Origin of the sequence: Pseudoalteromonas sp. SMS1, from assembly GCF_021530565.1 — a bacterium.
GTDB lineage: Bacteria > Pseudomonadota > Gammaproteobacteria > Enterobacterales > Alteromonadaceae > Pseudoalteromonas.
On the sequence record NZ_JAKGBI010000008.1, the window covers coordinates 183,050 to 196,259 of the forward strand.

14 protein-coding genes are annotated in these 13,210 nt (G+C 41.1%); 9 read left to right on the plus strand and 5 right to left on the minus strand.

The features are described from left to right. Window position 1: 1 nt before the first annotated feature. The 3 genes from L1286_RS11605 to L1286_RS11615 form a co-directional block, all read right to left on the minus strand. On the minus strand, window positions 2-823 hold the full coding sequence (locus L1286_RS11605) for a DUF350 domain-containing protein (protein WP_235407218.1): 822 nt from the start codon (window positions 821-823) through the stop codon (window positions 2-4). A gap of 243 nt (window positions 824-1,066) precedes the next feature. Next, window positions 1,067-2,404, minus strand: coding sequence for an N-succinylarginine dihydrolase (astB, locus tag L1286_RS11610; RefSeq protein WP_235407219.1), 1,338 nt, complete (start codon window positions 2,402-2,404; stop codon window positions 1,067-1,069). 248 nt (window positions 2,405-2,652) lie between these two features. Next, window positions 2,653-3,081, minus strand: a complete 429-nt coding sequence (locus tag L1286_RS11615; protein ID WP_235407220.1) for a hypothetical protein — start codon at window positions 3,079-3,081, stop codon at window positions 2,653-2,655. Between the two features lie 250 nt (window positions 3,082-3,331). Here L1286_RS11615 and L1286_RS11620 point away from each other — a divergent pair, with 250 nt between their 5' ends. Next, window positions 3,332-3,805: a deoxycytidylate deaminase gene (locus L1286_RS11620; RefSeq protein WP_235407221.1), complete on the plus strand. Its 474-nt coding sequence runs from the start codon at window positions 3,332-3,334 to the stop codon at window positions 3,803-3,805. A gap of 47 nt (window positions 3,806-3,852) precedes the next feature. On the opposite strand, the gene L1286_RS11625 is transcribed toward L1286_RS11620, so the two are convergent. Then, the gene (locus tag L1286_RS11625) at window positions 3,853-4,428 is read right to left on the minus strand and encodes a hypothetical protein (protein ID WP_235407222.1); all 576 of its coding nucleotides are present in this window, start codon (window positions 4,426-4,428) and stop codon (window positions 3,853-3,855) included. Between the two features lie 157 nt (window positions 4,429-4,585). Here L1286_RS11625 and L1286_RS11630 point away from each other — a divergent pair, with 157 nt between their 5' ends. Then, window positions 4,586-5,770, plus strand: a complete 1,185-nt coding sequence (locus L1286_RS11630; RefSeq protein WP_235407223.1) for a quinone-dependent dihydroorotate dehydrogenase — start codon at window positions 4,586-4,588, stop codon at window positions 5,768-5,770. A gap of 77 nt (window positions 5,771-5,847) precedes the next feature. On the opposite strand, the gene L1286_RS11635 is transcribed toward L1286_RS11630, so the two are convergent. Further along, window positions 5,848-6,363 carry a hypothetical protein gene (locus tag L1286_RS11635; protein WP_235407224.1) on the minus strand — a complete coding sequence of 172 codons (516 nt, stop codon included), beginning with the start codon at window positions 6,361-6,363 and terminating at the stop codon, window positions 5,848-5,850. Between the two features lie 249 nt (window positions 6,364-6,612). Between L1286_RS11635 and cyoA the strand changes: the two genes are divergently transcribed. From cyoA to L1286_RS11670, 7 genes are read left to right on the plus strand one after another with little or no spacing between them, the layout of a single operon-like run. Then, window positions 6,613-7,461, plus strand: coding sequence for a ubiquinol oxidase subunit II (gene cyoA / locus L1286_RS11640; RefSeq protein ID WP_235407225.1), 849 nt, complete (start codon window positions 6,613-6,615; stop codon window positions 7,459-7,461). Beyond that, on the plus strand, window positions 7,451-9,487 hold the full coding sequence (gene cyoB / locus L1286_RS11645; RefSeq protein ID WP_235407226.1) for a cytochrome o ubiquinol oxidase subunit I: 2,037 nt from the start codon (window positions 7,451-7,453) through the stop codon (window positions 9,485-9,487). The genes cyoA and cyoB overlap by 11 nt, the downstream gene beginning before the upstream one ends. A 16-nt stretch (window positions 9,488-9,503) precedes the next feature. Next, on the plus strand, window positions 9,504-10,124 hold the full coding sequence (gene cyoC, locus L1286_RS11650) for a cytochrome o ubiquinol oxidase subunit III (RefSeq protein ID WP_235407227.1): 621 nt from the start codon (window positions 9,504-9,506) through the stop codon (window positions 10,122-10,124). Then, the gene (gene cyoD, locus L1286_RS11655) at window positions 10,124-10,462 is read left to right on the plus strand and encodes a cytochrome o ubiquinol oxidase subunit IV (protein ID WP_063357667.1); all 339 of its coding nucleotides are present in this window, start codon (window positions 10,124-10,126) and stop codon (window positions 10,460-10,462) included. The genes cyoC and cyoD overlap by 1 nt, the downstream gene beginning before the upstream one ends. A gap of 1 nt (window position 10,463) precedes the next feature. Next, window positions 10,464-11,348: a heme o synthase gene (cyoE, locus tag L1286_RS11660; RefSeq protein ID WP_235407228.1), complete on the plus strand. Its 885-nt coding sequence runs from the start codon at window positions 10,464-10,466 to the stop codon at window positions 11,346-11,348. A 4-nt stretch (window positions 11,349-11,352) separates the two neighbouring features. Then, window positions 11,353-11,958 (plus strand): SCO family protein, encoded by a 606-nt coding sequence (locus L1286_RS11665; protein WP_235407229.1) that lies wholly within the window; start codon window positions 11,353-11,355, stop codon window positions 11,956-11,958. Next, entirely contained in the window at window positions 11,955-12,443 is a 489-nt protein-coding gene (locus L1286_RS11670; protein ID WP_235407230.1) for a hypothetical protein, read from the plus strand. Before L1286_RS11665 ends, L1286_RS11670 begins: the two co-directional genes overlap by 4 nt. Window positions 12,444-13,210 lie beyond the last annotated feature (767 nt).

Here is a 13,210-nt window from a genome sequence, read left to right on the forward strand (position 1 = left end):
GCTACAATACAACCACAATCACGCTTGCAACAGATAAGGCAACACCACCTTCGACTAAAGCAACAGACATATTGTGCTCTTCTCCCACAGCCTTATCTATACACACGGATGGGAAAATAGCCTTGTCGATAAACAGTCTTGCCATTGGTAAAACAACAAAACCAATTACCGCGTCTTGGAAAAAGAGCGTGATACTGGCATGCCAACTTTCAAACTCACCAATAAGTGCATGCAGCAGTACCATGCCCAATGCAATTAAAGTAGCTGAAAATGTCGCCGCAACAGCCCTATTTCCAGATTCCAACTCTTTCATCAGGTTGTAGCTCGTTAATAAATCATAGGTGCGCGCAAAAAGCACCAAGGTGATTTGGCCAAGTGCATAAAATACAACTGCAGACAACCAACCCCCTTCACCGTGCAACGCAGCACCAATCAACAAAGCGCTGGCAATATAACTTGCAGCTTGTACCACTCCCGTTGAGATATTTTGTTTTTCGATTAATTGCGCTTTATTACAGAACGCATGCAAAATTAGCTTGTCATTAATTACACGAGAAACAAGCAACATCACCATGCCAGCCAAACTATAGCCAGCAACTGCAATCAAGTCGTTAATTAAGCCCTTACTCGGGCCTATTAACACAGCACAAAATATAATTGCAACAGCGACAATGTAGCCCGCGACAGACGTTGCCAACGCGGCATTTTTCTTAATTAAAATTTCGTTGAATGTATTGTATGGAGTTGTGAAATTGTATAGCCACTTGGCAACAAACATAATTACAAGCAGCAAACCAACAAAGCTGAGGCTTTGCATAGTCATTATTAATGATTCGTACATATAAATATTATAGTTTTTGATTAAATTTCTTGTGGTATGTTGTTAGGCAATATTTAAGTGCCAAACAACCTCTGAGCCTAGATAGCAGGGCTCTATTATTCTCATCCTTTAAACAATTGTACCTTTAAAAAATGAAAGAGTCTCGAATAAACGTAAAAACATGTAAAAAGCATGGATAAAGTGGGCATGTGCGCCAAAATTAGCGCACAGAGAGGGTCAAGGCGCTTAACTTCGCTGGAAATCGTACACGGAGCCCAAAAATAAGATTTGAGTGAGCTCATCTAACGCAGTATAACTCTCATTAAGTAACTGAGGATCAGCTAAATCTTGTTCACATAATTTATCTCGATAATGCTTATTGATCCAGGCTGATAGAGCTTCGTAACTGCGGTCAGTTAGTAAACAAGCCTGATTCGATGCTGCCAGCTCCAGCTCGGACAATATGACTCTTAATCTTAAACAAGCGGGACCGCCTCCGTTTTGCATACTCTGTTTAACGTCAAGATAGAGTATCTCATCAACCGGATTACTGGCCTGTTTCAAGGCGCTTAAATAGGTTTCAACACTATCCACTTGCTGACATTCGCTCGGGGCGATCAAAGCCATCCCACCACTTGGTAAACTCACTAACTGACTATTGAAAATATAACTTTTAACAGCTTCTTCAACACTTACATCCGCCTGCGACACCTCAATTAAATGCAGAGGCCGGCTACCCGTGTACGACTGGCGGATTGCATGAACCGCGTTTGTCTGATCATAAAACGCATTTTGATGAAATAAAAACACATTTTCATTGCCTATCGCAATCACATCATTATGAAATACTCCCTCATCTATCACCTGCGGGTTTTGTTGTATAAAGAGGCATTGCTCTGGATTCAATTGATGTCCCCTTGCGATTGCATGGCTAGCTTGCAGTGTTTGTCTTGCGGGAAATTTCTGAGGTTTTACTGCGCTATGCATATCTTCGCCATACACAAATATCGCCAAGCCTGAGTGACCGTATGCATCGGTTAAACGAGTATGATTTGCAGCCCCTTCATCTCCAAAAAGACGATGCTGAGGCAATGCTGGATGATGAGTAAAGTACGCGTCATTATCAAAAACAGCTTGCAGAATACGCCCTGTTGTTTCGGCTTCGATTGCTCTGTGAAGCTTGTTATTTAGGTTTGCTGGCGTGAAATGCACTCTACCATTGAGGGTATCACAGCTAGGAGACACCGTTGCTGCATTGGCCGTCCACATTGAGGATGCAGAATAGCATGCTTTGAGCAGTTGAGGCTCTGTTTTGGCTGCCTTTAAAATGACATCACTATCTTTGCCCGAAAAACCCGCAGCTCTCAACGTCTTCAAGTCGGGCCTCGCATTGGGCGCTAATACGCCCTGATGTAACCCTATTTGAGACAACGTTCGCATCTTTTCGAGGCCTTGTAGCGCCGCTTGCTTGGGGTTTGAAAACCTGCTCGCATTCGCTTTTGACGCGACGTTTCCATATGACAGACCCGCATAGTTGTGTGTTGGTCCAACAAGTCCATCAAAATTGACTTCATAATAGTTCATTAATGCCCCCTTTTGGTGCACTACGCACCGATATAGTACACGCGATTCTGATTTATTATCTAACAGCACTACATAGGCCAATATTTATGCGAGATAGGCAATGTAGCTTGTTACTGTTAATACCGTTTATTTACCACAATCAAATATGGTGCCAGCTATTAATATAGTCAGAAAATATGGAGGTATTGGGCATCTCAACTGGCAAAAACCTGTAAAACCCCTTGCTTCTTATGTTGACAATTTCAAACTCACGTCCGTGTATTTTTCACTTTTAGCCATATTCCCAATGCAAAGCTAATTCCCATTACGAGGCAAATCGCTGAACTAACAACCCAAAACGTGAGTGAGTTTTCAGGAAACTTAGGCATTAACAAAGGAAATGACAGTCCTCTAAAAATTAACACGCATGCGATAAGGCCTAGAGCCGGATTTTGAAAGGGTAACTGTACGATAACACCTGCACCTGATAAGCCATAAAACCCCCACATTGTGAGTATGATCGCAATCATTGAGGTGATAATGGTTGGCTCAATTAGCCCAGCTTCGGCCATGCTGGCCATCTGCTGTCCAGCCCCTAAAAACAGATACCAATCCGGGCCAAATATAATGCACCCAACATGTAATAAAGCAGCGAAAAAACAGCAAACTGAAGCAAATATAAAACACTTATTAATCATTAACCCTTACCTCGAATTAAATTAGCTAAACTCAAAAATACTTTATATTATCTAGCTTTATATTCTCATAACTTTACACTTATTATTAGGGCTAGTTTATATATCTAAATGTATTAATTTAAAGTATGTATCAACAAAGAAGCAAGTCAGCGCATAGAATGTACGCTTAAGTCTAAATTAGCTTAGTTGTTAGTATTGTTGTAAATACTGCGTATAATGACTCAACTCAATAGTATTTAAGGCGTATAGAATGAGACCGGATTGGGACGAATACTTCATTGATTTGGTAGACAGCGTTGGCCAAAGAGCAACCTGCAACAGAGGAAAATCAGGTTGTATCATTGTAAAAGATAAGAGAATAATATCAACGGGTTACGTTGGTTCACCATCGGGGTTACCACATTGTGATGAGGTCGGGCACCTCATGAAGCAAGTCATCGATGTGGATGGTACAACAAGGCAGCATTGTGTACGTACAATTCACGCAGAACAAAACGCTATTTGTCAGGCTGCACGTTACGGCGTTCCGCTGGAAGGCAGTACACTATACTGTACGATGGAGCCTTGTAGAGTATGTGCCATGCTTATTATTAGTTGTGGTATCTCAAAAGTCGTCGCTAAAAAGCGCTATCATGCGGCACAAGAGACACGAGATATGTTCAAAATGGCAAACGTCGAACTCGTTGTTTTAGAACAAGAAGTGGCCACTTACGACGACCAGTAACGCATTGTTAAAGAGTAGTGCTGTGACATGCCTACTCTTTGAAAAAACTAACAAAGCATCACCCTATCAAATACATCCTTGTGAAAGTTTTCGCCTGTAATTCCATGGCGTTTCACCCTGTCATGGTTAATTCGTTTGTTCGCATCTAACAACTGAGCTATGAACTCGCTTAGGTGAATATCGTTATATTTACAAACGTTATTGCCATTGGCTAACGATACATCACTGACACTTACTTCATCCAAATTATTGAATTGATGTTGAAACACAGCTTGGGATTGTATACCAAGAGATTGGTTAAATCTGAAGATAGCCGCATTATCAATCGCTTTAACTCGGGTTTGCTTACCAAATTTTTCCCAGCCTACCGCACAAACCGAAACCGTAAACTCGCTCCCAAACTCACTGACCAACTTTCTATGGAGATCATCAGATTCTCGCGTTAGTTCTTTCAAATCAAAAGAGTCCACAGAAACATTTCCATATTGCGACCTATAACGCAACTGCAATGTGTTGAGAAGATAAAATACTTCACCGGTGCTTTGCCAAATAGGTCTCACTAAAGAGCCCCCTGAAGGCTTACTAACATGCGCACCCAGCAACTTTAACATCAGCTTTTTCATCAGCATCTCCTAAAATAGATTAATGACAACTTTAAATGATAATAATTCTTATTGCTATTTTTATTTATCGATCATAAGCTAAAAAGCATAGGTTACTTGATGTGCTTAATTGCTAGCACCTAACAACAACAAACGATGACAAATTTGGAGGTTCAAAATGCGCCTTATCATCGGCATACGTAACTTTGTCTTGCGACTATTTTATAGGGCTGCTCGCCCGCTCATATTCCTGATGGATCCGGAAGATGCACACTACATGTTTAAACGCGTAGGTGTTTTTTTAGGTTCTAATTTCCTTACTCGTTGGATTACATCCATATTCTTTAACTATGGACATCGTAGTCTGAATATTGAAGTTGACGGCATTAAGTATAGAAACCCTTTAGGATTATCGGCAGGATTTGATAAAGATGGCGAACTGACCAAAATTTACCCTTCGATTGGCTTCGGTTTAGCAGAATTAGGCTCATTCACTGGAGAAGTTTGCCCTGGAAACCCAGGGAAAAGGCTTTTTAGAATGGTTAAATCAAAGTCAATTCTTGTCTGGTATGGACTCAACAATCAAGGCGCTGAAAAAATTTCATCCAGACTAAAAGGTATTAATTTTGGCAAGTTAAAAGTAGGTATTAATGCAGCCAAATCGAATATTACACCAGAATTTGATCTGCAAGATTCGATCGACGATTACACTAAAACCATGTCTCTATTCAAGGATATCGGCGACTATTATACAATTAATATTAGCTGCCCAAATACACAAGATGGAGAGCCATTCGTAGATAAACACAATTTGGATGCGTTATTAATTGCTGTAAACGCGCATCGAGTTGAAGGGCGTCCCATTTACGTAAAACTCGCAGCAGATATGACGCTCGAAGAAATCAATATCATTGTTGACGCATGTGTCGAGCACAAAATGGACGGCGTTGTGCTCACCAATCTAGCGAAGCCCAAATTCAACCAAGAATACGTTAAAGATGAATTACCATTCCATAAAGGTGCTATGAGTGGCTTACCATTGCAACGCATATCTACTAATGTCATCAGGCATGTTTACCGCAGAACAAGAGGTAAACTGACAATAATAGGTGTTGGTGGCGTATTTACTGCCAAAGATGCTTACGAGAAAATTACCTCTGGTGCCAGCATTTTACATATGATTTCTACATTAATTTTTGACGGACCACAAAGTATCAGTGAGATAAACCGAGGATTGGTTAAATTACTGAAAGAAGACGGGTTTAATTCAATAGAAGAAGCGGTTGGTTCGCGAAACCCATTGCCAAAATTGAAGCAAATCAAGGATGAAAAATCTGACAAGGAAGTTAGCTCCGCGGCATAAATTTCCAATCACAAGTTGATGCTACGAGTGGTGATATCACCCACTTTCTCCAAAGCGACCGATATCACCACTATTTTTTAATCAGGAATAGGCGACGCCAAGTTGGAACTATCGGCTAAAAACTGTGCCTTTGGGTGATTTTCTAATTGCGTCTCAACAATATGGGTTTGGGATTTGGCAACATCAATAATTATGATTACATCACCAGCATCTAAATGCTCATCAACCAGAATTTGGAAATATTCATCAAAAGATTTTCCTGCGAGCCTTACGACGACCATGACAATAAATCCTACGACGATACTGGCACCGATTGCTTGTAGTAAAAATTTATCCACCGCATCAGTGAAAAAAAATAACACAGAAAAAAGGAGTAGCGCTGCGCCCCCAGCAAGTAACATTGCCCTTTTCCTTGCGGATAATATTTGCGTTTTTTCGATTTGTGTTGATCCATGTAAGTGGTGAGTTTTAATGCCGTTTTCATCTCTTGATAACACGTAAAAATGGTGGTCATCGATACCAAGTTCGTGAACTTCATCAGAAATTTTTTCAGCATCGTCCAAACTATCTGTAGAATAAAATAGTCTCTTCATATCAGCCCTCTGTAATTATGTTTTTGACAACACTCATTTCAGTCTAGACACAGATTGCTCAAAAAACATCTAAATTTGAATTTCAAACGTATTGATCCGAGTCAATAGAATCTTGAATTTTTGACACTTTACCTATAACATTCCCCTGCGAGAGGGGTGTAAATGGAAACAGTTCTCAATTGCATTAATCTCGTTAATTTATTCAGGCAGGTAATGGGGTAATTACCCGCGATATCAAGTAGGTTGAATATGCTGAAAAAGTCCTTGTCACTCGTAATGGTTTTTACGATGGCGTTTCTTCTAACAGGTTGTGAGCTTGCTCTTTTTGACCCTGCGGGGCCAATTGGTGAACAGGCGAAAAACCTGATTATAATTTCTGTGGCTTTATTACTGATTGTAATAATCCCTGTATTATTTATGTCTATTTACTTCCCGTACAAGTATCGTACTAGCAATAAAAAAGCTGAGTACAAGCCGTCTTGGGAGCACTCAACAAAAATCGAACTTGTTGTTTGGATTGTGCCATGTTTAATCATTGCAGCACTTGCATATTTCACGTATGTCACGTCTCACACCCTAGACCCGCGTAAGCCACTAGGAAAAGACGAAGATACGTTAACTATTCAAGTCGTGGCGATGGACTGGAAATGGCTATTCATCTATCCAGAACAACAAATCGCAACCGTCAACGAAATCTCAATCCCAGTGAATACACCGGTTGAGTTCTTAATCACGTCGGATACGGTGATGAACTCATTCTTTATTCCAAGATTGGGCAGTCAGATTTATGCGATGGCTGGTATGGAAAATAGACTTAACCTAATGGCATCTGAAGAAGGTACCTTCAGAGGCATGTCTGCAAACTACAGCGGTTTTGGTTTTTCAGGTATGAAGTTCAAAACACACTCTGTAGACCAAGCAGGCTTCGATGCTTGGGTTAACAAAGTTAAAGCATCAGAGCTTGTGCTAGACGAACCTACTTACAAAGCGCTTAGCGAGAAATCAAAAGACAATCCGGTAGTATACTACTCGGATGTTGACCCTCTGCACTTTAAGAAAACCATAGAGAAATACACTGGGGTTCAAAATGGCAAGTAAAGCTACCATAATCACAGATCCGGATCCGCTCACGGGTAAACTGACCTGGGATTCTATCCCTGTTCATGACCCTGTTATTCTGCCAGTAATGATCTGTGCAATACTTGGCGGTTTATTCCTATTCGCACTTATCACGAAAATGGGTAAGTGGAAATACCTTTGGGAAGAATGGTTTACTTCTGTAGACCATAAAAAAATTGGTATTATGTATGTCATCGCAGCGATTGTGATGCTTGTCCGTGGTTTCGCGGATGCTATTATGATGCGTACTCACCAAGCGTTAGCAACTGCTGACAGTGTGGGCGCGGGTTATCTTCCTCCCGAACACTATGACCAGATCTTTACTGCTCACGGTGTAATTATGATTTTCTTCGTAGCCATGCCTTTGGTTGTTGGCTTGATGAACATCGTTGTACCTCTGCAAATCGGTGCACGTGACGTTGCCTTCCCGTTCCTGAACTCTCTGAGCTTCTGGTTATTCGTAGTTGGTGCATTACTAGTTAACATCTCACTATTCTTAGGTGAATTCGCAGCTACTGGTTGGCTAGCATATCCACCGCTATCAGGTATCGAATATAGTCCCTGGGTCGGGGTCGATTATTGGCTCTGGGCATTACAAATTTCAGGTATTGGTACCCTACTAACTGGTGTTAACTTCTTCGTGACTATCATCAGAATGCGTGCACCTGGTATGAAGCTTATGCAGATGCCTGTATTCACGTGGACGTCATTGTGTGCGAACGTACTAATCATTCTTTCGTTCCCAATCTTAACAGTTACAATTACGCTTCTAACACTTGATAGATACCTAGGTACAAACTTCTTTACTAATGATCTTGGCGGTAACCAAATGATGTATGTAAACCTCATTTGGGCGTGGGGTCACCCAGAAGTTTACATTCTAATTCTACCTGCATTTGGTATTTTCTCTGAGGTTGCAGCTACGTTCTCTCGTAAACGTCTGTTCGGTTATACATCACTTGTATGGGCAACAGCGGTTATCATGGTTCTAGCAATGGTTGTATGGCTACACCACTTCTTCACAATGGGCGCAGGCTCAAGCGTGAATGCGTTCTTCGGTATCGCCACCATGATCATAGCCGTCCCGACGGGTGTTAAGATATTCAACTGGCTATTTACAATGTACAAAGGCCGTGTTGAATTCACAGCATCTATGTGGTGGACATGTAGCTTCCTATTTACATTCACGATCGGTGGTATGACTGGTGTAATGCTGGCAGTTCCAGCGGCTGACTTCGTACTACACAACAGCTTGTTCCTAATTGCCCACTTCCATAACGTAATCATTGGTGGTGCAGTATTCGGTTACTTCGCAGGTCTTACATACTGGTGGCCAAAAGCAACTGGTTGGATGCTTGACGAGAAACTTAACAAACTTTCTTGTGCACTGTGGACAATCGGTTTCTTCGTTGCGTTCATGCCGCTATACATTCTTGGTTTCAACGGTATGACACGTCGTCTTAACTACTACGACAACCCTGAGTGGACGCCACTGCTAATCATCGCAATGATCGGTGCATTCATCGTTGCAGCTGGTATCGCAGTACAATTCTACATGGGCTTTATTAGCTTCAAGAATCGTAAGCAAAATATGGACGTGACAGGTGATCCTTGGAATGGCCGTACGCTTGAGTGGGCTACTTCGTCACCTCCTCCGTTCTACAACTTCGCTAAGTTACCTAAGATCCATGACCGTGATGAGCACCATTACAAGAAAGAGCATGGTATCGCTTATGAGAAGCCTGAAAAGTACTCTAAGATCCACATGCCTTCAAATACATGGGCTGGTGTTGTGATCAGTGCGTTCTCACTAACTTTAGGTTTCGGCTTTGTATGGCACATCTGGTGGATGGTTATCGCTAGCTTCATCGGTATTGTAGCTTCTTGGATCGCGTACTCTTTTGATCGCAATAAAGATTACTACGTACAAGTAGACCAAGTTGAAGAAATCGAGTCAAAGCACTTGGCAGCTGTTGCAGAACACGCAGCTAAAAATGGCAAGTAGAGGAAAGTTTTAAACTATGTCAAACGATCACGTAATCGCAAACGACGCTCACGATCATCACGATGATCATGAGCATCATGATACCGGTGGTGATACTATATTCGGATTCTGGATATATATCATGAGTGACTGTATTTTGTTCGCAACGCTGTTTGCAACATATGCAGTTCTAAGTGGCGGCTTTGCTGGCGGCCCGACACCAAAAGAGCTATTTGACCTTAATCTAGTTGCAGTTGGTACTGCATTCCTACTATTCAGTAGTTTTACGTTTGGTATGGCAATGCTTCAAGCCAACCAACGCAAGATGAAAGGCATGATCACTTGGTTGGTCATTACATTACTACTAGGTGCGGGCTTCCTTGGCCTAGAAATGTACGAGTTCTGGCACTTCAGTACGCTAGGCGCCACGCCTCAGACAAGTGGTTACTGGTCAGGGTTCTATGCGCTAGTAGCAACACACGGTCTACACGTATTTGGTGGTATTATTTGGATGCTTGTTCTATTCGTTCACTTCAAACGTGACGGATTTAGTGAAGATAACTTAGTAAGACTTTCTTGCTTAAGCTTATTCTGGCACTTCCTAGACATCATCTGGATCTGTGTATTTAGCGTTGTGTACTTAGTAGGAGTGATGTAATGGGCCATTCTAATGAACATGGTAGCGGCGGTGCAGCGCACGGTAGCGTTAAAGAGTACACAATAGGTTTACTCCTATCTCTAGTGCTTACGGCTATCCCGTTTTTAGTTGTAATGTACGACATGGCTTCTCCAGCAATTACGCTAGGGATTATCCTTGTAACTGCTATTGCACAGCTATTTGTACAACTTGTATTTTTCTTACACATGAACTCTTCTTCTGAGCAAATATGGAACACTACTTCAGCCGCGTTTATTGTGTTGACAGTGGCCATAGTTGTGATTGGCTCCATTTGGATTATGGAGCACCTAAATCACAACATGCTCATGGGACATTAAAATGTTAAGAAGTTACCTGTTAATTACAAAACCAGGCATTATCTTTGGTAACTTGATCACTGCGGTTGCGGGCTATGTGCTCGCAGCCAAAGGCGATATTGATTTAGTTACATTTACAGCAATGATAGTGGGTACAGTTTGTATCATCGCCTCTGGTTGTGTTTTTAATAATGTGATTGATCGTGACATCGACCAGTTGATGTCACGCACAAAGTACCGTAAATCGCTCTTAGAGTCGATTTCGGTCACCAAAGCTTTGGTCTATGCAACCCTTTTGGGTTGTATAGGCTTCGCCTCATTGGCACTGTATGCATCGATGATGAGCTTTTATTTTGGCGTGTTAGGCTTTGTAGTATATGTTGGCTTATACACACTTTTTTATAAAAGAAAGTCAATCTACGGTACTTTTGTAGGCAGTATTTCAGGCGCATGTCCTCCAGTTATGGGGTACTGCGCTGTTAATGGTCAATTTGATATTGGCGCAGTTGTAATCTTAGCTATCTTCTGTATTTGGCAGATCCCGCACTCATATGCGATTGCAATTTACAGATTCAAAGATTATAAAGACGCGAATATCCCAGTGTTACCAATCGTCAGTGGTGTTGAAGTAGCTAGAAAACACATGATTGGCTTTATTTTAGCCTTTACTGTTCTTGCACTTTCATTGTTCACTTTGAACTATGTGGGTACCCTATTTGCTTCACTTACGCTGGTAATTGGTTTGATCTGGTTACTGAGCACTATTTTCGACTTTCATCGCATGGACAATCATACATGGGCAAAGCGCGTTTTTATTCTGTCGCTCGTTGCCATTACATCGATGAGCGTGCTGATGTCAGTAGACTTTGCTCACATTGACCCAACCGCATATGTGACAGCAAGGTAGAGTTATGAAGCAGTTTAAGTCCGCTCACTTACATTGGATTTCTTCTTTTATTGGTATTATTGCGCTTATTTGGTTTTATCTCGCGACAACCACAAAAGACTTTAACGAAACTAGAAAATCTTTCGATGAATTAGGTGGCGATTTTACGCTGCAAAGCTATGCCGGACCTGTTTCGCTCTCTGATTACAAAGATAAAGTAGTTGTGATGTATTTCGGCTATTTATCTTGTGCGGAGGTATGTCCGAACTCTCTCGCAGTAATGACAAATGCATTTATGCGACTTGAGAAGCAAGGACATGATCAGGTGCAGGGCTTACTAGTAACGGTAGACCCTGCGCGTGATACAGTAGAAGATATGAAAGAATATACAGACTACTTCCACGAGCGTATTACCGGTCTAACTGGCAGTGTTGAGCAGACTAAAGAAGTTAGCGCACAATACGGTGTTTATTATGATGACAACAATTTAGAAGAGTCATTTATGGAGTACTCTGTTGCTCATGCTTCTAGGTTTTACATCATAGATAAACAAGGTAATCTGATTACCGCAATGAGCCATACAACAACTCCTAATGAGCTAGCTGCTCAAATTAAGGAGCTGATGTTATGAGTTTAAAATTGGCTGTAGCCACTACCCTACTATTGAGTGCTCAAGCTTCAGCTCAAAACTCAATAGACACCATCATCGAGAAATATAACGTTGCGCACTGCATTTCTGAACTTAGTACGCTCGCATCTGACGTTATTGGATCAAAAAAGCACCGCTTACTTGTTTCTAACCAAACCAGTAAAGGGGATTTTGAGAGCCTACTCGTTTCTGGTGTACTTGAATACAAAGACAGACAAAGCCACGTAATCTTTTCAATGTCTCACAGTGGCGGACACTGTGATGTTGCCTACAAAGAGAGCTTTGCTGTTAAAAACCCTTGTATCGTAGTACGTGAAGAAGTATTCAAGAAATGGCAGTTTAAAGGAAAATTAAACGACCAAACACATGTATTCTCTCATAAAAGAGACGACAATTTCGTTGGTTACATGACCAGTACCAAAGACGGTTCTTATTGTTTAGTAAGTCGTCAAAAAAGCGCTTCTTAATCCGTGAAATGTAAGTGCAGTAATTAATTCAACATACTGCACTTTCTTATCAATCTACACCAATCTGCCCGTTCAATTTTTTACGCTCCCGCTTTTTCAGTTTGGCGCTCTATCATCCCTTGTTGCTACTACAAAGCTTATACTGCTTTTTGTCCAATTGTTTCGTTTACAAGGCGCTATAGCCTCCACAATGCTTATTACAGCATTATTCTGTGCCATTATAACCTCACTGAAAGCGTGTTTATCATTTAGCGTATACTTTCATTATTCACATTGCGCTCTCCCCCGTGCCCCCTTTAGATTCAGAGTGGTTACAACAATTGAGTGACTGCCAGCTCCGCGCATAAACAACCTCGTCAACCCCTCTCTTGAATACACAATGAGATAGTCACCTGACACATCGTTATAATGTAGTTGAAAACTCACTATACTCGGTTTAAATCGAGTAGCATGTTTTGATGTTTTTAATCTACTTCTATTTAACGGTAAATGGCATCGCTATAGATTTAACAGCTAGTTCTACGATTGGAGCGACTCATTAAAGACTATAAATGCTTCTATTGGTTACATAACCCAAACTCTGAAACCACGATATGGTAGCAACAAACCGTTAATATCAATTGGTTACATATAAATTCTATATTAGGTAAATTTGTTATCTGAAATTTATAAAAAGAGTGTACAAAACAACACCAAGATGTTGATTTCTTAGGCAGAAAAAGAGATTATTTAATTTAAAGGAAAGTAACGATAACTAGGAATTATCA

What these genes read in the sequence shown, in the direction of transcription:
- L1286_RS11605 (WP_235407218.1), bottom strand. Translation starts at nt 823, where the DNA reads ATGACTATGCAAAGCCTCAGCTTTGTTGGTTTGCTGCTTGTAATTATG.
- astB (WP_235407219.1), bottom strand. Translation starts at nt 2,404, where the DNA reads ATGAACTATTATGAAGTCAATTTTGATGGACTTGTTGGACCAACACAC.
- L1286_RS11615 (WP_235407220.1), bottom strand. Translation starts at nt 3,081, where the DNA reads ATGATTAATAAGTGTTTTATATTTGCTTCAGTTTGCTGTTTTTTCGCT.
- L1286_RS11620 (WP_235407221.1), top strand. Translation starts at nt 3,332, where the DNA reads ATGAGACCGGATTGGGACGAATACTTCATTGATTTGGTAGACAGCGTT.
- L1286_RS11625 (WP_235407222.1), bottom strand. Translation starts at nt 4,428, where the DNA reads ATGAAAAAGCTGATGTTAAAGTTGCTGGGTGCGCATGTTAGTAAGCCT.
- L1286_RS11630 (WP_235407223.1), top strand. Translation starts at nt 4,586, where the DNA reads ATGCGCCTTATCATCGGCATACGTAACTTTGTCTTGCGACTATTTTAT.
- L1286_RS11635 (WP_235407224.1), bottom strand. Translation starts at nt 6,363, where the DNA reads ATGAAGAGACTATTTTATTCTACAGATAGTTTGGACGATGCTGAAAAA.
- cyoA (WP_235407225.1), top strand. Translation starts at nt 6,613, where the DNA reads ATGCTGAAAAAGTCCTTGTCACTCGTAATGGTTTTTACGATGGCGTTT.
- cyoB (WP_235407226.1), top strand. Translation starts at nt 7,451, where the DNA reads ATGGCAAGTAAAGCTACCATAATCACAGATCCGGATCCGCTCACGGGT.
- cyoC (WP_235407227.1), top strand. Translation starts at nt 9,504, where the DNA reads ATGTCAAACGATCACGTAATCGCAAACGACGCTCACGATCATCACGAT.
- cyoD (WP_063357667.1), top strand. Translation starts at nt 10,124, where the DNA reads ATGGGCCATTCTAATGAACATGGTAGCGGCGGTGCAGCGCACGGTAGC.
- cyoE (WP_235407228.1), top strand. Translation starts at nt 10,464, where the DNA reads ATGTTAAGAAGTTACCTGTTAATTACAAAACCAGGCATTATCTTTGGT.
- L1286_RS11665 (WP_235407229.1), top strand. Translation starts at nt 11,353, where the DNA reads ATGAAGCAGTTTAAGTCCGCTCACTTACATTGGATTTCTTCTTTTATT.
- L1286_RS11670 (WP_235407230.1), top strand. Translation starts at nt 11,955, where the DNA reads ATGAGTTTAAAATTGGCTGTAGCCACTACCCTACTATTGAGTGCTCAA.